General features: G+C 38.2%; 20 protein-coding genes and 1 pseudogene. 2 read left to right on the top strand and 19 right to left on the bottom strand.

Annotated elements, in window-relative coordinates; translation table 11 throughout:
• Positions 1-114: 114 nt before the first annotated feature.
• From M3610_RS08790 to M3610_RS08780, 3 genes are all read right to left on the bottom strand, one after another.
• The gene (locus M3610_RS08790) at positions 115-855 is read right to left on the bottom strand and encodes a GTP pyrophosphokinase (protein WP_251458451.1); all 741 of its coding nucleotides are present in this window, start codon (positions 853-855) and stop codon (positions 115-117) included.
• A gap of 98 nt (positions 856-953) precedes the next feature.
• On the bottom strand, positions 954-1,409 hold the full coding sequence (locus tag M3610_RS08785) for a CBS domain-containing protein (RefSeq protein ID WP_251458450.1): 456 nt from the start codon (positions 1,407-1,409) through the stop codon (positions 954-956).
• A 219-nt stretch (positions 1,410-1,628) separates the two neighbouring features.
• Positions 1,629-2,123, bottom strand: a complete 495-nt coding sequence (locus M3610_RS08780) for a MarR family winged helix-turn-helix transcriptional regulator (RefSeq protein ID WP_251458449.1) — start codon at positions 2,121-2,123, stop codon at positions 1,629-1,631.
• Between the two features lie 309 nt (positions 2,124-2,432).
• On the opposite strand from M3610_RS08780, the gene M3610_RS08775 reads away from it, so the two are divergent.
• Entirely contained in the window at positions 2,433-2,813 is a 381-nt protein-coding gene (locus M3610_RS08775; RefSeq protein WP_251458448.1) for a MazG nucleotide pyrophosphohydrolase domain-containing protein, read from the top strand.
• Between the two features lie 133 nt (positions 2,814-2,946).
• Here the strand turns inward: M3610_RS08775 and M3610_RS08770 are convergent, their stop codons facing one another.
• From M3610_RS08770 to M3610_RS08755, 4 genes are all read right to left on the bottom strand, one after another.
• Positions 2,947-3,492, bottom strand: a complete 546-nt coding sequence (locus M3610_RS08770; RefSeq protein WP_251458446.1) for an HD domain-containing protein — start codon at positions 3,490-3,492, stop codon at positions 2,947-2,949.
• A gap of 286 nt (positions 3,493-3,778) precedes the next feature.
• Positions 3,779-3,970 (bottom strand): hypothetical protein, encoded by a 192-nt coding sequence (locus M3610_RS08765; RefSeq protein ID WP_251458444.1) that lies wholly within the window; start codon positions 3,968-3,970, stop codon positions 3,779-3,781.
• A gap of 389 nt (positions 3,971-4,359) precedes the next feature.
• The gene (locus M3610_RS08760) at positions 4,360-4,821 is read right to left on the bottom strand and encodes a phage tail protein (protein WP_098571779.1); all 462 of its coding nucleotides are present in this window, start codon (positions 4,819-4,821) and stop codon (positions 4,360-4,362) included.
• 12 nt (positions 4,822-4,833) lie between these two features.
• Positions 4,834-5,313: a GyrI-like domain-containing protein gene (locus tag M3610_RS08755; RefSeq protein ID WP_251458443.1), complete on the bottom strand. Its 480-nt coding sequence runs from the start codon at positions 5,311-5,313 to the stop codon at positions 4,834-4,836.
• Positions 5,314-5,424: 111 nt separating this feature from the next.
• On the opposite strand from M3610_RS08755, the pseudogene M3610_RS08750 reads away from it, so the two are divergent.
• A pseudogene (locus M3610_RS08750) lies at positions 5,425-5,646 on the top strand (helix-turn-helix transcriptional regulator); the annotation flags it as partial.
• Positions 5,647-6,394: 748 nt separating this feature from the next.
• Here M3610_RS08750 and M3610_RS08745 read toward each other — a convergent pair.
• From M3610_RS08745 to M3610_RS08690, 12 genes are all read right to left on the bottom strand, one after another.
• Entirely contained in the window at positions 6,395-7,264 is an 870-nt protein-coding gene (locus M3610_RS08745; RefSeq protein ID WP_251458441.1) for a sugar phosphate isomerase/epimerase family protein, read from the bottom strand.
• A gap of 40 nt (positions 7,265-7,304) precedes the next feature.
• The gene (locus M3610_RS08740; protein WP_251458439.1) at positions 7,305-8,435 is read right to left on the bottom strand and encodes a Gfo/Idh/MocA family protein; all 1,131 of its coding nucleotides are present in this window, start codon (positions 8,433-8,435) and stop codon (positions 7,305-7,307) included.
• Positions 8,436-8,509: 74 nt separating this feature from the next.
• Positions 8,510-9,388 carry a pyridoxal phosphate-dependent aminotransferase gene (locus M3610_RS08735; protein WP_251458435.1) on the bottom strand — a complete coding sequence of 293 codons (879 nt, stop codon included), beginning with the start codon at positions 9,386-9,388 and terminating at the stop codon, positions 8,510-8,512.
• 59 nt (positions 9,389-9,447) lie between these two features.
• The gene (locus M3610_RS08730) at positions 9,448-9,621 is read right to left on the bottom strand and encodes a hypothetical protein (protein WP_251458432.1); all 174 of its coding nucleotides are present in this window, start codon (positions 9,619-9,621) and stop codon (positions 9,448-9,450) included.
• A gap of 104 nt (positions 9,622-9,725) precedes the next feature.
• Positions 9,726-11,015, bottom strand: coding sequence for an ABC transporter substrate-binding protein (locus tag M3610_RS08725; RefSeq protein ID WP_251458429.1), 1,290 nt, complete (start codon positions 11,013-11,015; stop codon positions 9,726-9,728).
• Positions 11,016-11,122: 107 nt separating this feature from the next.
• Positions 11,123-12,805 (bottom strand): M20/M25/M40 family metallo-hydrolase, encoded by a 1,683-nt coding sequence (locus tag M3610_RS08720; RefSeq protein ID WP_251458426.1) that lies wholly within the window; start codon positions 12,803-12,805, stop codon positions 11,123-11,125.
• Entirely contained in the window at positions 12,792-13,391 is a 600-nt protein-coding gene (locus tag M3610_RS08715) for an MOSC domain-containing protein (protein ID WP_251458424.1), read from the bottom strand. The genes M3610_RS08720 and M3610_RS08715 overlap by 14 nt, the downstream gene beginning before the upstream one ends.
• Positions 13,372-14,349, bottom strand: coding sequence for an aldo/keto reductase (locus M3610_RS08710; protein WP_251458423.1), 978 nt, complete (start codon positions 14,347-14,349; stop codon positions 13,372-13,374). The genes M3610_RS08715 and M3610_RS08710 overlap by 20 nt, the downstream gene beginning before the upstream one ends.
• Positions 14,349-15,383 (bottom strand): Gfo/Idh/MocA family protein, encoded by a 1,035-nt coding sequence (locus M3610_RS08705; RefSeq protein WP_251458421.1) that lies wholly within the window; start codon positions 15,381-15,383, stop codon positions 14,349-14,351. The genes M3610_RS08710 and M3610_RS08705 overlap by 1 nt, the downstream gene beginning before the upstream one ends.
• Positions 15,384-15,443: 60 nt before the next feature.
• On the bottom strand, positions 15,444-16,562 hold the full coding sequence (locus M3610_RS08700) for a Gfo/Idh/MocA family protein (RefSeq protein ID WP_251458418.1): 1,119 nt from the start codon (positions 16,560-16,562) through the stop codon (positions 15,444-15,446).
• A gap of 101 nt (positions 16,563-16,663) precedes the next feature.
• Entirely contained in the window at positions 16,664-17,479 is an 816-nt protein-coding gene (locus tag M3610_RS08695) for a carbohydrate ABC transporter permease (RefSeq protein WP_251458415.1), read from the bottom strand.
• Entirely contained in the window at positions 17,476-18,315 is an 840-nt protein-coding gene (locus M3610_RS08690; RefSeq protein ID WP_251459010.1) for a carbohydrate ABC transporter permease, read from the bottom strand. The genes M3610_RS08695 and M3610_RS08690 overlap by 4 nt, the downstream gene beginning before the upstream one ends.
• Positions 18,316-18,319 lie beyond the last annotated feature (4 nt).

Here is an 18,319-nt window from a genome sequence, read left to right as displayed (position 1 = left end):
ATTACTTTCCAGGTGGCTACTAAAATTAATTTTCCATAAAGGTTTTTTAAATTTGTTTCATTTATTTAAATTACCTAATTCGCTTGAAAAGGGCTGCCATATCTGGCCGCCCGCTTAGTTTTCTTCCTCTTTAAAGATAGACTTTATTAAAGTTTGAGGGATATTCAGTGTTTCATCGAAAAAAATTGGAACACCTTCTCCATCTCCCCTCTTTTTGAGGGTAGTTACTTCATTATTTATCTTCTCCATTTTGAAATCCAACTCAGAAGCTGAAAGTGCTGCCTCTTTTAAATCATTTTTAATCCTCTCTGGTATTTCCTTGTCATATTTATAGTATATTTTATGTTCCAGACTTGCCCAAAAATCCATGGCAATTGTACGTATTTGCAGCTCCACGAACACCATTTCTACTTTGTCTGACATAAAAACAGGGATTTTTATAATTAGATGGAGACTTTGATAACCGTTCGGTTTCGGATTCTTTATATAATCCTTCCTTTTAACTAACTCTACATCCTTTTGATTTTCAATTATCTGACTTATTTTATAGACATCCGTGATAAAGGGACAAACAATCCGAATCCCTGCAATGTCTTTAATATTCTCTTTAATGGATTCCAAAGAAAAACTAAGGTTTTTTGCATGCATCTTCTTTAGAATACTCTCCGGTGATTTTAGCCTCGAATTTGTATGTTCAATTGGGTTATATTCATGAATGTGAATAAATTCTTCTTTTAAAATATTTATTTTTGTATTCATTTCATCCAATCCAAATTTATACATCAATGAAAACCGTATTAATTCGTTCTTCATATTCCTTAACTTACTCATTTGCTGCTGGGCCAACTCTTCCATTTATATATGTCTCCTTTTAGCAAAGCTGATCAATTAGTAAATAGATTTTCGGATCCAATCTAATCTTAGAACCTTTGTTTTATTTTGCCAAATCGATCCTAAATAATAGCTTTAAATGAATGGCGAATGACATCCCCTCGGCTAATGATCCCAACCAGCACTCCGTTTCTTTCTACCGGCAGCTTTTTAATTTGTCCTTTTCCTAAGAGGGCTGCAATATTTTCTATTTCTTCATTCCATGAAACTTTGAGAACTTTTCTTTTAGCAATTTCAAGAACATTCTTTTTTAGCACTCTTTTTACTCTTTCAAAGAATTCCTCATCATCCCCCTGGATCGTAAAGCTATAGGAAAAAGGATCAAAAAATCGATCTTCATGCTTTCCAATATATCGCAGGATATCACCATCACTCACATACCCAACAATTTCGTTTCTGTCATTGACCACAGGAAGTCCGCTGATACCATACGTAATGAATTTCTCGATGACCGATCGCACTGAATCGTTTTCCTTTACTTTATAGACTTGTTGAATCATGATCTCATATGCTTTCATTATTTATTCTCCTATGCAAAGTTTAGTGAATGAATTTCACATTAACCCATAAATAGTTGGCCTTTCATTACCGTGGATTTATTCCCTTCATTCCTTTAGAATACCCTATATTAAAAAAATTGCTGAAAGAGATTAGTTGGAACCGTAGAATTATTACGGTACCTAACTATCAGCATAGACGGCCCCATAATACTTTTTACCATGCTGCCCGTAGATTCTTTATGTCGGGAAAATATTGTGTTTTTTTGCCTCATGTAAACCATCTTTAATTTTTACTAGCAAATTCACCAAGAGTTGTTGTTCTTCTTCAGTTGTCTTTGAGAAAATCTTTGTCACATGGTTACTATATAAGGGCGATAATGTGTTCAAAACACTGCTTCCTTTTTCAGTTAAATAAATGGCTGTTTTTCTCCGATCATGGAGAATATCCCTTCTAATAAAACCATCCTTTTCCAGACCATCTAGTAAACCCGTCATCGTGGACCTGGTAACTCCTATTTCATCCGCTAACTCTGAAGGGTTTAGAGGACGTTCATGGTTTAGAACTGATAGTAGAACTTTTAATTTTCCATTAGACAATCCGAAATACGATAACTTGGAAGTCACCTCATATTCCAACTCTCTTGCCACTCCCAATAGTTGAATCAATACTTCAAAGTGACGATCCCCAATAAAAGGGTTCATTGTTAGATTTGGATTGATATTCTTGTTCAATCGATCACCCCTACATAATAGTAAGCCACCTAATTATAAGGCGGCTTATTATTTATTGTCAATTCGATTAATGGTAACAATATGTTAAAATTTATAGTTCGCTGTAGATCTCACATCCATTAATTATATTATATGTGTTTACTTTTTGTATCTAAATTACTCCATCAACATTTAGGATTTAACTGGGTTCTTAAATAATAACCTTCCTGTATGTCATCGAGAGATTTCTAATTTGACCAACTCTGAATTAATAATATATCTTAGGACTTAGGAAAGCTTACGAAAATTAACTTTTTATGAGGTGGAGTAATGAAAGAATTACAGAAATTCGCAAAAGTCTATCACGAAGAAATGAATTGGGAAATTAATAAAGATAATTATGAGAGAACTCGTGCTTCACTTTTAAATAATTATATGCTGCTAACAACAGAAGTGGCGGAAGTTGCTGAAGAACTTCGAAAAGCTTTTAATTTGACCAATAGTCACATAGCAAAAGGCAGGGATGAAAAAGAGGCATTTGATTTAGCTAAAGAATCAATCAAAGAGGATTTAGGTAAAGAATTTGCTGATTGCTTAGCCTATATTATTAAAATGGCAAATTACTTTGAAATTGATTTAGAAGAGAGCTTTTATTCAAAAATGGATGAAGTAAAGAACCGAAAAAATAAGGATGTCGGGTTAGTAAGGTAAGGATGTAACTTTTATTACAAATGTTCAGCATATTGAAACAAAAAAATAACCGAAAGAGACTTCTTTCGGTTAAATATAGAATAATCCTCTGTCCACTTAATAGAATAAGCGTATTTTTATCATTTGATGGGAACTATAGAGACCCAAACAAATGGATTACTTCCAACTCCAATTCCCGTATCAGTGTAAATTCTTCTTTTCTAGGTGCTAATTCTTTTACAATACTTGCATAATACCAATGCTGATCTTTCATGCCATGGTTAAAACGCTCCCATACCATCTCGCCAATCATTTTACGGTCTTCCTTAATGGATTGTAGATTATGCAATTTATCCGCAGTAATGACTTGTATTTCTTCTATAGATAGATTTTTTAACATATCAATGGTATGTTGTTTTCTTACACGCCAAGGGAGGGTTTTATCAGGTTCCGAAGCTGCTCTGACCAAATTCGCAATATGCTCACCAAATTGCTCTACTAATGTTTCATAATTTGTATCGGTATCTTCAAGGGTATCATGAAGAATACCTGCAGCAATGACCGAATCCGAACAGTTCTCCTTTTGTAAAAGCATCCCCACGGCAAAAGGATGAGAGACATATGGGATATCTGTTGCTTTTCTTGTCTGATTTCGATGGGCTACTGCTGCAAAATTTATTGCTTTTTGAATGATATTCATCTTTATTTCCCCCCTGTATAACGGATTTGATGATATTAAAGTTTATTTTATACTGATTCCTCAAAAATTACTTGGAATGGCAGCAACCCTTCCAATATCTGTAGTTATAATATTAGGATGTCCCCTTACCGGTAAAAACCTCATCGTTACGTTGAACATGTTTGTTAATAGGATTGTCATTCAGTTCCGTTCAGCTTACTTGGTACAACAAAAAAATAATCCCCCGTCTTCCTTGATTCGGAACAAACGAGGGATCATTAACTTATATTTTTTTTCTTTTTAAACATTAAAATACCTCTCTTTCTTTTTTATTTAAATTCTCTCTAATTGCCTCTTCCCACCAGCGATGGTCCTCTGGAATACGATTTTTCAAAAAATCTAACCTTTCATTCACATGCTTTGACTTGATTAACATTTCTTCCTCTTCCATCATTCCACAACAGATTTCAATGATATCATCAAAGTGAGCGAGTGACATTTCCAGCACCTTCTTTCATAGTTTTGAGAAATAATTGAATCTTTGCCCTCCTTCTTTACTTAAATTATACGATGGATAAAGCTTTATATTATTTCAAAATTTGTCAATATATTGAATTTAGACACACCTTCTTACTGCTACGTCCTTTACAAAATTGATGAAGGAGTCTTCTGTCAGTGAACGATAAAAAATGAGTTCCAAACCCATAAATAAGGAATCTGGAACTCATAATTTTATAGTTTATAAATCAAAAACAATGATATAAGAGAAACGAACAGGTCTATCTACTCCCCATACAATGTTTACCTCCATGTCAGAGGAACTATTTGAACCACCCTCTATTTGATAGAGAGTGCTGCTATATGAATGAATTGTAGTATTTGTTTACGTTAATATTCTCCTTTAATGACAAAAAACGAACCCCGAATCGTTCCAGCTAGTTTCGACTTCTGCCTGGCAAACTTGAACTTCCCCTCCAACTCCTTTGGTACCTCCATCCCCTCAGAAAGCTTAAAACCAACGGCCCGCTTCTTTGGGTTATCAATCGTATACATGGCATTGACACTAAGCCCATCCTCATAAAAAACGTAGGCCATTTTGATATTTTCCACTTGAAAAAGCGACGTTTCCAAAGGTTTGGCCGCAAACTCAATAGCACGTTCTTTTAAAATTTGGTTCACATAATCAAGGGTTTCTTGGCTTTCACTAGCTGGTTCTACCGTAAATTCATGTTTGTATTTATTCATAAAGTAACGAGCTTCATTTGCACGTAAACCAGCAAGCGCTTCTGCGACTGGTGAAGACTCTAAACCCACCGTAGATACATTTTTAAAATCAACACGATAGGACATTTCCATCCCTCCTTATTTCCTGACAACAGGAATCCACATTTCACCATATACTAAACCGTTTCGCTGCCCCATCACAACCGACGTATTGGGCCCGCCAACATAGGCAAATTCCTGTGCTTCTGGCAAAGCTTGACCGAAAGCCATACCAGTAAGCATATTGCTCAACTCTTCCGCACTGTTCCCTTCCCCTTTAACAACTAGGTATTCACCTTTAGGAAATTGGATCATTCGAGTTGCCTCTGGCAGCGAAGTCTCTGTCATAACGCCCGCATAATGCATCATCTTGTTATTCACCGCTTCGTTCACAGCAAAAACGTAGTCATTTGTCGCAACAGATTTTAACGTATCAAGCGTGCCATCTTGTTTGACAGACTGCCAGAAGTCTGATTTTTCTTTGGTTATACCCGCATAGTCCGTGTAATTACTCTTAAGCTCCGTTCCAAAACCTAACACGGTAAAGCTGTCTTTTTCTTCAATCGTATAATTTGTCATATTCAAAACCTTCCTTTTTTTAAAATGGAATCAAATGATTTCACTTTTCACCTGATGAGTTTATAATAACGTTAAATCATGTCAAAAAATGATACTGTTTTGGAGGCCACGATGAAAAAAGTTGAACGGATTAATACCATCATGCGGTATATCAACAACCGTGCCCACTTTACCATTACCGAAATTATGCAGGAATTTAACATCTCTCGTTCAACTGCTATTCGGGATATCAGAGAAATCGAAGCCATGGGGATGCCGCTAGTCGCTGAAGTTGGAAGGGATGGGGGTTATTTTGTCAAGGATATCTCTGCAGTGCTTCATGATCCTATCCTTCACAATCCACTTCAAATTGTACGCTCTTCTTATTTTCTACACCGCATACTCTTGTAGGTGGAATAACGTAGTTAGAGGTGCTATATCCAAGGGATTGTTTTTCATTGGCCATTAAAGCGCCGTTATAAAAACCTCCAATCTTATTATTTTGAGTCGAATCTGCAGGGACCATGATTGCATTTGTTAAAGGAGAGTTACCATTATTGGCTACAGGGTCATTCTTGTATGCCTTTTCAAAGGATTCACTTGTTAAATCAAACATATCAATCACTTTAACACCCTGCTCCGTACCTAACTGCTCAACAGCTGTTACATAGGCATCATTGGAAGTTGTAATCGTTCCCGTTGTCGTATCAGTAGCATCATGATGAGGTTTTATTGTGTCATCTGAATTAAAATATTTTCTTGAAACAGGCGTAACTAAAATAGGTGTTGCACCTGCATTTTTTGCTGCTCAACAGAAAAAATTGTTTATGGTAAGATGATTTGGTATGTCCACACTAAAAAATGGTGCAAGGTAATTCATCATTAATGACAATAACCTTGCATCCTTAATAATCTAATATTTATTTTCTTACTTTTTCAACTAATACTTTTAAAAAAGTTATATTGAATCTATTGGTTATACTAGGAAACAAGGTTATTAATCCCCTTTAAGATCCCTCGATAAAGTAACGTTTAAAAATATCGGGGGATTGATCCTGAAATTTAGCGCAGTAATCCGTATCCGACAGGATACCTGCCCTCGTTACTTTTTTTCTACTCCAGTATATTTTTGGAAGCCTTTCATGCTTTGTTGGATTGATTCGATTTCGTTGAGTTGTGTATGGTCTTGTTCTAAGAGGATGTATTCTAAGTTAGGTGCTTTAGCCGCAGTATTAATAATTTCTTGTATTGGCATGATACCTGTGCCAACTTCTATAAAGCACAGTGGATTTTTTGTTTCTTCAAATAGTGGATAGGTGATTTCTCGATTTGCATCTATGATTCCGTTATACATAACAATAGGTTGTGGAGATTCTTTTGGAAAATCCTTTTGATGAAGAAGAACCAGTCGATCTTTATATTTTTCCATTAACTTAATAGGATCTTCTCCGCCTCTCATAATCCAATAGGTGTCCATTTCTATGAATACCAGGTTTGGGTCTGTGTTTTCCATGATAATTTCATATACTGATTTATCATCAAATTTTTGAAACTCTTGATAATGGTTGTGGTAATAATATCGCATTCCGCGTTCCTTACATAATTCACCAACCTGATTAAAAAACTCACATCGACGAAGTAAATAATCCATGTCTCGATAAGGATAGAATTCGATATCACATCCTATTTGCTTATTTCCTATTTCTTGATGGTAATCCAAAATGGCCGGAAGCCGTTCAATTGTTAAAGGATTAACGTGGCAGCCCACAATTGACAAGCCAAAGTCATTAAGAGCCTTCCTCATTTCCCTGGATGATACCCCGAACCCTACACCATCATCATCGAGGGCATCATGGTTGGCGGCTTCTATATATTTATATCCTGCTTTTGCAATCTTTTCTAACGTTTGAAAAGGTTCTTTTTTTAACGACCGTCGTACTGAAAAAAGTTGAATACCTACCTTTAGCCCCACGGAAATCACTCCTTAGTTTATCTTTTGCTTTTAATAGTCACTACTGAATTGTGATAAATTGTTGAGATTCAAGTTCCACTGCTTTTCCTGTTTTTGCAGATTCATAGATAGCTTCTAATATTTGGGTAACAACAAAAGCCTCCTCAGGCTTAACTAGTGGTTCGCCGTCATTTAATATACAATCCATCCATTGTTTTGCTTCCAAATATCCCACATCTATTTCTTCTTCGCCAAAGTAAGCAACCCCGGAGGCTCTGGTTGTCTCTGATGTGATTCTTTCGCCATATTTTGTTGTATTGAAAGTAACATAACCCTGATTCTTATCCGGATTTCCAAACATTTCTGCTCCTGCTTCCGTTCCGCATAGGGTAATCTGTGCCTCTTTTTCATTTAGGATATTTAACGCCCAAGATGCCTCCAACATAATGGTAGCACCATTTTCCATTTTTATATAACCAAATGCGGAATCCTCCACATTAAACTCATTCGGGTTCCACGGTCCAAAAATATTCCCATCCGGTTTGTCATAAAGTTTTTTATAGGCAGAACCAACAACCAGTTTGGGTTTATAATTATTCATCATCCATAAAGTAAGATCCAAAGCATGGGTACCGATATCGATTAATGGGCCGCCGCCTTGTTTCTCAAGATCCATAAATACTCCCCAAGTTGGCACCCCTCTACGTCGAATCGCATGAGCTTTGGCGAAATATATTTCTCCCAAATCCCCTTCTTCACATGCTTTTATTAAAGCTAGTGAATCCCTTCTGAAGCGGTTTTGATACCCTATTGTAAGCTTTTTACCAGTACGTTTCGCTGCCTCTACCATCTTCTTTGCTTCTGCAGAATTAATGGCCATCGGCTTTTCACACATAACATGTTTCCCAGATTCTAATGCCTTTACAGTTATGAAGGAATGTGAAATATTAGGCGTTAATACATGAACAACATCTATAGATGAATCTTCTAACAGTTCCTTATAATCTGCGTAAACATTAGCGTTCTCCACACCAAATTGTTTTGCTGCTTTTTCAGCTCTTTCAATTAATTCATCACAAAATCCAACAAGTTCAACCTTATCTCCTAACTTTGCCAATGACGGTAAATGTTTTTGAAATGCAATTCCGCCACATCCTATAATTCCAACTTTTAATTTTTGAGTGTTTGACATACCTATACCCCTTTTCAATCATTCTATAAATATAGATTTCTGGCGTTTTGAAAAGAATTCCCTGAAAGACTCACTTAGCAGCCTTTTACCGCAGCTTCATCTAAATTCTGTAAAGCATAAATGAGTTTGTCATTTTGCTCTTTTGTTCCAACGGTAATCCTTGCATGAGTCGATAATCCCCATGGGGCACATGGTCGGATAATTAACCCCATTCGAAATAATGTAGTAGATATTTCAGTGGTATCTCGTAACATATTAACAAATAAAAAATTGGTGTAAGAATTGGTAACTTCATATCCAAGCCTCCGAAGTCCCTCAACCAATCTAACTTTCTCACTCTTATTCTCTTTCAACACTTTAAGTTTGTGCTCCTTATCCTCAAGTGCGGCAATTGCTCCTGCAGAAGCAACTCGGTTACAGGAAAAAACTTCGCGTACCCGTTGCACAGGCAAAAGAAGTTCCTTGCTTGCGACTGCATAACCTACTCTAATTCCAGCTAAACCGTATAATTTCGAAAATGTGCGAATGCTAATGACTGAAAAGCCTTCTTTAATGAAGTCAATTCCTGTTGGGTAGTCTTTGGTCTCAACATAATCTATATACGCTTCATCAAGAACGACAATTACGTGTTCGGGTATTCTATTTAAGAACGATCTTAGCTCTTCTTTATTGGCAATCGTTCCCGTTGGATTGTTGGGATTAACAATTACTACTAATTTTGTTTTTTCGTTTATTGCGTTGTACATAGCCTCTAAGTCAATGTCATAATTAGCACATGATGGAACTTCTACCGGAATACCTCCCATAAGCAGAACAATACTTTTATACGCAGTAAAAGTGGGAGTGCAATACACAACCTCATCACTGGGATTGATGTATGCATTTCCGATTAACTTAATAATGTTGTCGGCACCGTTGGCGACAACGTACTGTTCCGGGTCTAAACCATCCAATTCCCCTAATTTACTCCGAAGGTCTAAATATGTTGAATCCGGGTACAGATGACTTTCTTCTACTGCCTTTTCATGGCAATTATTGCTTTAGGAGAGGGACCTATTGGATTTTCATTCGAACCAAGGCGAGTAATCTCTACTATTCCTTGTTCACGTTTCAGTTCCTCAATGGATTTCCCGGGTATATACGGATCCATGTCCCTAACACTATTTCTCCATAATTTTTCGAACACGAAATATTCCTCCCTTCGTGTCTATATTTGATAAAAAATATAGTCTATGATCCAATCCATTACTATCAGACCATAGACTAAGAGTTACCTAGTTAAGATAAATTCTACTTATTATTTAAACGTTCTACTTCCTTCTTCATGACATCGGAGTAATCCTTTGGCGTGATCCGATCAGCTAGAAGTTCTGCTCCCTGTACACACATGGTATCCCAAATTCCATTTGGTAAATATACACGGTCGAAGTACGGAACAACTTGGACATCATTATATTTTTCATAATACCCTACCAATTCGTGACTGGCCGTAACTCCCTTAATTCCTGATGGTAGCTTTGTTGCGTCTGAAAGTCTGGCAAGGTTCTCTTTTTTAGCAAAGAACTGGAGGAGTTTTTTCGCTTCTTCCGGATGCTTGGAATCTTTCCAGATTCCCATTGAACTATGTTCTCCACCCGAGAAGTTAGGCTTATCACCTTCTGCAATAGCCGGTACAGGCATTAGACCGATCTTAATATCCGGATTAATCTTATGAACCTCATCACTAATATATGGACCTACTAAAGCAAAAGCGGTTCTCTCTTCTGCAAAGGACTTAGGTAAGTCACTATATTTTGCTGTTAAGACATCCTTATTAATTAAACCCTTTTTCTGAATTTCTTGGAATTTCTTTGGAAGTTCATCCCATTTTCTCCAGTCAAAAGAATTATTTAATAAAGCTTCCTTATCATTTTTTTCCGGTGTAATAAATAGGGAATTGGCAAATAAATCAAAGAACTGTCCAATGGTCCATTTGTCTACTCCGGAGAAATAGAATGGAACAGTTTTTCCATTACTCTTTTCCAGGATTTGTTCCGAAGCAGCAATCAGTTCATCCAAGGTCTGTGGTACTTCAATCCCGTACTTTTCTAACAGGCCGGCATTGTAGGCAATCCCTTGTTTAGCTTCAATGACAGGAAGGGCATACACCTTACCGTCCTCATCAGATACGACTCCTTTTATGGAATCTGTCAATTCATCAGCCCAAGGTTCATCTCGAAGGTCAGCTAAATAGTTACCATAGCGCACCTTCGCCCATCCGTGCGTATCAAAGATATCAGGTAAATCGTTGGCTGCCATTTTCACTTTCATAACATTTTCATACTCACCGGGAAATTGCATTTCAACATTAATATCCGGATTCTCTTTCATGAATTCTCCTGCAATTTCTCGATATAAGTCCTGACGGGATGGATCATTGATAAACATAAAAGCACTGATTTTTGTCTTACCTTCATCAGAACCTTTTGCCCCGGACCCTGGCTTCGGATCATCTGACTGCCCAGTTCTGCTAGAACAGCCAACTAATGTAAGACATAGAATCATAAAGATGATAAAGCTTTTCATTAACCCTTTTGACATTGTTTACGCCCCCTGGATCCGATTGGATCAAATTTTATTTTATTTATTTATAACAGCTTCCGCATCATATAAAGAACATCTGCTTATTACCAAGGGTGAACTCCATCCTATGACGAAAAATCAACCGACGGAAGGGACAACTCCACATCAGGTTTAGCTTCCTTAATGGATAACATTTTCGAAATCGTTTTACTGATCATCGCCGGAACTACCTCAAAAGAATAGTAGGCTTCTACTCTTTCCTTTTGTCCGTGAGCATCAAACCCATAAGGGCCAATATTAACCACAGGCAGATCCATCTGTCGCATTGTTTCTAACTCAACAGAGAATAATGAATCCCATCCGGCCATATTATTTTGGATTGAAGCGCATGAATCCTCATCTTCACTGATGCCAAACCAACTCATATCAGAGATAAACGGGTAAAATTTCCGGGATTCGATTTGTTCATTAAATTCCTCATTCGCTTCTTTGATAGATTCTTCCACTGCCTCCATAAAACACCGTTGTTTTTCTGTTTGACCATCCATATAAATCCGTGGAAAAAATGGAGGTGCCAGATAGATGACAATGGTTGGCTCATCATCCTTAATCCCGGCTTTGTTAAAGGTCCGTTGAACAATTTCCATGCTTATTTCATGCAAATCCCTCTCTTGTTGAACTAACGTTGTATTCCTTTGACTCCCTTGAATATCCGGAATACCTCCGGATAACTTCACTAAGTCTTCATAGGTTAAAATATTCGTTTTATAGTTAATAGAATGAAAGGGAAGATTTTTCTTTTCACAATACTTTTTATATTCCTTATTTACCTTTTGCAAGACCTCATCTATTGCGTTCTTGGCTACTCGTTTCATCTCCGCGATGATTTCTTGGCTGGTTTTCCCATGACTGTATACGTTAAAATAAAGGTGAGATAAAAAAGGACTCTGCACATCATAGCTTGTTTTTAAATCCTTTTGCTTGAGTGTAACAGGTGGTGGAGTGATTTCTCCATCGAGTTCATCACAAAGTTCTGTATTTAGATCAACCTGTCTTACCAGTTCTGATGAAATTAAATTGGAATCCAATCCTCGGAACACTTCCCCTACATGTGAGGGTATACCTTTAATATAGAAGGATACAAGATACTTCCCAATTGTTCCGTAATATACGTAACGCGAGGGATCCCCCGGATATCTTGCTGTAGTATAATCCGAGTTGATTAATCCTACATAATTGAAGTTTTTCTCTTTTGCTAAATCTCTAATCGAGCGGCTTGCCGTTATGGCACCAATTCCAATTGCTTCTTCATCAGGACAAGTTAAGAAAACCAATTGCCCTTTAAAGGTGTCTCGATTTTCCGTGTAGGCTTTCAACACTGCTATATTCATTGCTAATCCGCTTTTCATATCGAGGATTCCACGTCCATACAACCATTCACGATTATCCCCAGTATTATTTTCACGATGATAATGCTTCGTGAGCTCGTTTGGGTTAAATGCAAGTTCCTTTAACTGTCCATAATCTTCTACCGGCACGGTATCATAATGACTCAATAATAATACGGTATCGTCACTTGTTTCGAGACCATCAACCCAGGCTACAACAGAAAATCGATTCCACTTATCATCAGGGATTGGGATTTTTCGTATGTTGGTTGGATTTAATTTAAAATAAGGAATTTCCATTAATTTCGATATTACTTTTTCACCAAAGACGACTTCCCCCTTTGTGCGTACGATGCTCGGAGTCTCAACCAAATCTATCGTCAATTCTTTTACATCATCGTAAAAGCTATTGAACTTCACAACCGGTCCCCCCTTCCACCCAATTTCTTCCTTGCCACTCCAGGTTTACATATATATCAATCGTAGAATCCGGTCTTATTTCCCCCTCCCTTTCTACAGAACATACAATACCTCTGAGTCCGTAAGCTTCCTTAACAAAGCGTTGTGGTAATTTCGGTATATCCTCATAGTAGGATTGGATTATTTGGCCGGGGTAAATGCATGGGAAATTTTCACCCTCACAGTACAAACTGGCACCACTGGGAAATAGAATCCGTGAACCACTGGGAAGCTGTGATAGACTTGGAAAACCGCTAATGACCATATTCGCTCCCAGCCATTCCGGTTTGATTGTCTTAATTCCCAGTCTTCTGGCAGCTTCATCACATTCCTCTTGTGATAGAATACTTACCTGTCTTCTATTTCGTATTTCAGTCCCCCGCGGGTACATCCGCTCTCTGCCATTAGACAGCTTAGTATAGCCAAAATGCCGATCCCCGGGAATTCCTTCATACATCAAATCAATTTGTGGAACTCGTGAGGTAACAAAGTTTTCCGGATTCTCCGTAGTCAACAAGGCTTCTACTCTAGCATTTAGTACCTTCACCTTGGAATAACCCCCCCGAATATTCCTCATTTAAGTCAATAAGATCCAACCAGGAAACGTCATTTTTGCTAATATTAATAGGAAGTGCTTCCATACTTGAATGAAGTTCTTCCACACTTCGCGGTCCAATGATGGCACAAGTTGGAAACGGCTGGTTTAACACATAGGCCAGTGCAATGTGATTGGCTGATACGCCTTTTTTCAATGCCAATTCTTCCGCTCTCCGCAAACGCTCCCAGTTAGCATCACTATAATAAACCCGAACCATATGTTCGTCGTCTTTTATCTCCGGAGTATATCTTCCGGTGAAAAACCCCGCAGATTGTGAAGACCAAGAGAATAACGGAATCTGCTTCTGCTCATGCCATTCACAATACGCACGATCAGCTGAAACACAACCGGCCCATCTTGGTTCGTTTGGCTTTGCCAGACTTAGGTTTGGACTATTTACGATAAAGCCGGATAACCTGTTTTCAGCAGCATATTCATTTGCTTCTTGAATACGTTGAAAGCTCCAATTAGAGGTGCCAAAGGCTTTAATTCTGCCTGCTTGTTGATGTTCATTTAACGCATAAATAATCGGAGCAACAGGAACGGTCGGGTCATCACGATGCAATAAGTAGAGATCAAAGTAATCGGTTTGAACACGGTCCAAACTGGCAAGCAAATCATCAGTAATACATTCAGGGTTCAACCTATTCCCATTATCATCATGGTGGGCTCCTTTGCCGATTAGAATCATTTGGTCTCGGTTGTTTCTAAGTTTTAGCCATTTCCCAACTGCGCGCTCTACTTTTGCCCCATAATCATAGGCCAAATCGACAGTATTCCCTCCTACTGCTACATATGCATCCATAATCTTGCAAACTTGCTCCATATTATCTTCGGTGAACATGGCGGAGCCCATGATGATCTGGGAAACTCCTTCTTTTAGACCCTTGATTGCAATTTTTTTCATTAAAGAACGCCTCCGACACTTTTGTTAGTTATTTCAGATAATTCCACACGACATCGTCCTTTTGCAGATTTCAGACATGCCTGAAGGACATGTGTATTATTCAAGGAATCTTCCAGACTAATGGGATATGGCTGTTTTTGTAAAATACTGTCGTGAAAATGATCGATTTGCAATACATATTGATTAACCTTTGAAACCGTAATCTCCTTACGTTCACCCTTAGAAGAAAAATAGAAGTTTCCTGTTTCCTCACTACATGAGTAAGCGAACGGAATTTCAATTCTTCCTTTTGTGCCAATGATATGCAAAGTATTCTTATAATCAGCCCACATACTGCATTGAAAGGTTGCGGAAACTCCCTTTGAAAATTCAAGCAGTCCGGACGCCATCATATCTACATTTCCATGTAAAGGTGAATAGAAAGCATTGACGGTTAGAGCTTCCGGTTCTTGATTTAATAAATATCTAATCGCGTTTATTGGATAACAACCCACGTCGAGGATAGAGCCGCCCCCCATATCCGGCTGATATCTTACATTGTTATAATCTTCCGAATTATTAAAGCAGAATTCGCCATGAAATCCTCTAATCCCACCGATTTTACCTTCTTCAATCATTTCCTTTATCATTGCATAGCGAGGGTGATGTCGATACATATACCCCTCAGCCAGGACTCTATTTGTTCTTTTACTAGCTTTAATCATTTCCTCTGCCTGATTAGTATCTAAAGCAAATGGCTTTTCGCAGAGTACATGCTTTCCTGATTGCATGGCCTTAATGGTCCACTCGCTATGCAGATGATTAGGAAGCGGGATATAAACGGCATCGATGGAGGGGTCGGCCAGTAAGTCTTCATAACTGCCATATGCTGCCGGAATTCCACATTGTTCTGCCGTTTTCTTTGCTTTTTCGATATCCCGACTCGCGATTGCCCTGACCTCTCCGATTTTTGATTGTTGGATGGAAGGGATGACGGCTTCCTTCGCAATACTGGCACATCCAAGAATCCCCCAATTGATTACTGAATCAGTCATTCTGTACCTCCATATGAATTATTTAACCTCACCCCTCATCGTCTAGATAAGAAGAATAGATTAGTAATAAACGGTTTCTCCATTAAACGATTCAAATGACATATCACCGGCTAAAGGTTCCGGTTTGGCACAAGTACTTTTCATTTGATAATGTACCTGATTACTAGATGAAAGATGAAATCCATGCATAATTTCAAGCACATGAAAAGCCATATCCCCATTCGCCCGATGTGGTCGTTTAGTCAGTAGAGAATTAGCCATGTCGGCTAGGCCGATTCCTCTGCTATTTTCAATAAACCCATGTGATAATGGCACTTCCGTCCAAGATTTCTCTCCTTGCTTTTGAAGATAGACCGGACCACCAAATGTATCAGGATCAGGTACCTTTAAAGAACCTGCTGTTCCATAGATCTCAATATATGGAAGATGGTGCCCCCATACATCAAAGCTTGTAATCATCGTCCCGACAGCGCCATTTTCAAATTCGAGAACTCCCGCCACGTGTGTGGGAACATCCACCTTAATGGAAGTACCGAAACTTTGTTTACTTGTAATCGTTCTTTCAGGATAGGTTATTCTCGTACTCCCCGTAACTTTGTGAACCGGACCAATTAAATTGATTAAGGCCGTAAGATAATAGGGTCCCATATCAAACATGGGTCCGCCGCCTGTTTGATAATAAAACTCCGGATTCGGATGCCAATGTTCCGGTCCATGGTTCATCATAAAGGCAGTAGCTGCAATCGGTTGACCAATCCATCCCTCATCAATTAATTTCCGGCACGTTTGAATTCCTCCGCCTAAAAAGGTATCCGGTGCAGAGCCAACCAATAAACCTTTCTCATTGGCCAATCTCATGATTCGATGTCCGTCTTCTAAAGAAACAGCCAACGGCTTTTCAGAAAAAACATGTTTTCCTGACGCTAACGCGGAAACAGAAATGTCAGAATGAGCAACCGGAATAGTCAAATTTAGGACCAGGTCAATGTTTGGATTTGACAGCAATTCTTCCACCGAACATCCCTTTGGAATGCCAAATTCCAGAGCTTTGTCTTTCGCCTTTTCCACATCTAGATCTGCACAAGCAATTATTTCAATTATAGGTAGTTGTTTGCATGTCTTAATGTACATAGAACTAATGAAACCACATCCGATAATCCCAATATTCACCTTTTTCATAGTATAGAATTGCTCCTTTACGAAACCTTTTCTACCGGAATTCTAATTCCGGACCATTTCTTATACTTAGTGGATTATTCCGAGTAACTCTTCTTTCACCATTACCCTTTAACACTGCCGGCATTTAGGCCTGTGATAAAGTACCGTTGTAAAAATAAGTAGGCAATTGTTATAGGTAATACTGCGGTTAGAGAACCTGCTGCAACCCAGCCAATGTTGTTAGTGTACTGACCAAAGAAAGATGAGAGTGAAACGGTTATCGTCCGTGATTCAGGAGCTGAGAGGAAGAATACTGAAAATTGATAGTCGTTCCAAATCCCTACCCCGATAAGTATGACGACGGTTGCGGTTACAGGTTTTAAAAGCGGCATGATGATTCTCAGAAACAGTCCCACTCTCGTACAGCCATCTATCATAGCAGCTTCATCCAACTCGCGCGGGATCGTACCGATAAAGCCTGTGTATAGGAAAATGGTTAATGGTAAATGAAAGGTGACGTGTAACAAAATAATTCCCCAATAAGAATTCATCGCTCCTACATCCACGAACATTTTGTAAAGAGGCACAAGAATCGTAAGAGGTGGAACAATCAATACCGAAATAAATAAGGTATACATAAATCGATTCAAACGTGATTTGTAACGAGCTAAGGGGTAAGCGGCAAATGCACCAATGATAATGGTTAACACAACTGAGACAACCGTAATAATGATGTTGTTAAAAAACGCCTGCCCAAGATTTGCCCCGTGCCAAACATTAATAAAATTATCAATATACCAATAACCGGGGAAGGCCCATTTCGAACTTACATCATCCACTGCTTTAAAGGACGTTGTTGTGAGAAGGTAGAACGGCAGGATATGAAATAAACTAATAATAAATAGCAGCGCAATAAATCTCTTTTTCGTTTTATTCATTCCTGAACCTCCCTTTTACGTAAATAGAATAATGCTGTTAAACTTACGACGCAGATGATCACAAACATCAGGTTACCTAGTGATGCAGCATAACCTGCATCCTGCCGTGCGAAGTAAATTTGATACATCATGGTTGATAATGAAGCGGAAGCATAACCCGGTCCCCCATCAGTCATCGCTTTAATTACATCAAATAACTTGAGACCTCCTATGAGATTTAATACGATATTAATCGTTATAGAAGGAGCTAAAAGCGGCAGGGTAATGTTTTTAAATTGAGATAAAGCAGATGCTCCATCCAATTGGGCAGCTTCGTAATAATCTTTTGAAATGGATTGGAGTCCGGCAAGATAGACAATCATCGCAACACCTATATACTGAAAGGTATTGACAAAAGTAATAATCCAAACATTCAGCTTTGGATCTGCCAATAGATTGGCGGGTTGGTCTGTAAATAATAAAATGATATCATTCAGTGCTCCGCCATTATATTGGAAGAAAAAATACCAAATGTATCCCATAATCAAGGGACTAATAATGACTGGCAAATAAACAATCGTTCGTACAATCCCTTTTCCCTTTATACTTTGATTGAGTAAAATGGCATAACCTAAACCAATGATATTCTGGAGTAATGTACTACCTACCCCATAAATGAAGGTATTTTTGATAACATTGAGAATATCCGGGTCAGATAGCATTCTTTTGTAATTTTCCAATCCAATCCTGCGAAATTCTTGAGAATAACCATCCCAATTGGTGAGGGAAATATCGATACCTTTAATAAAGGGAAAAAAAATAAAAGCGGAAAACAGAATCAACGTGGGGAGATACATTAAA

It is taken from the genome of Neobacillus sp. MER 74, from assembly GCF_023714155.1.
This window is presented reverse-complemented; position numbering and strand designations above follow the sequence as displayed.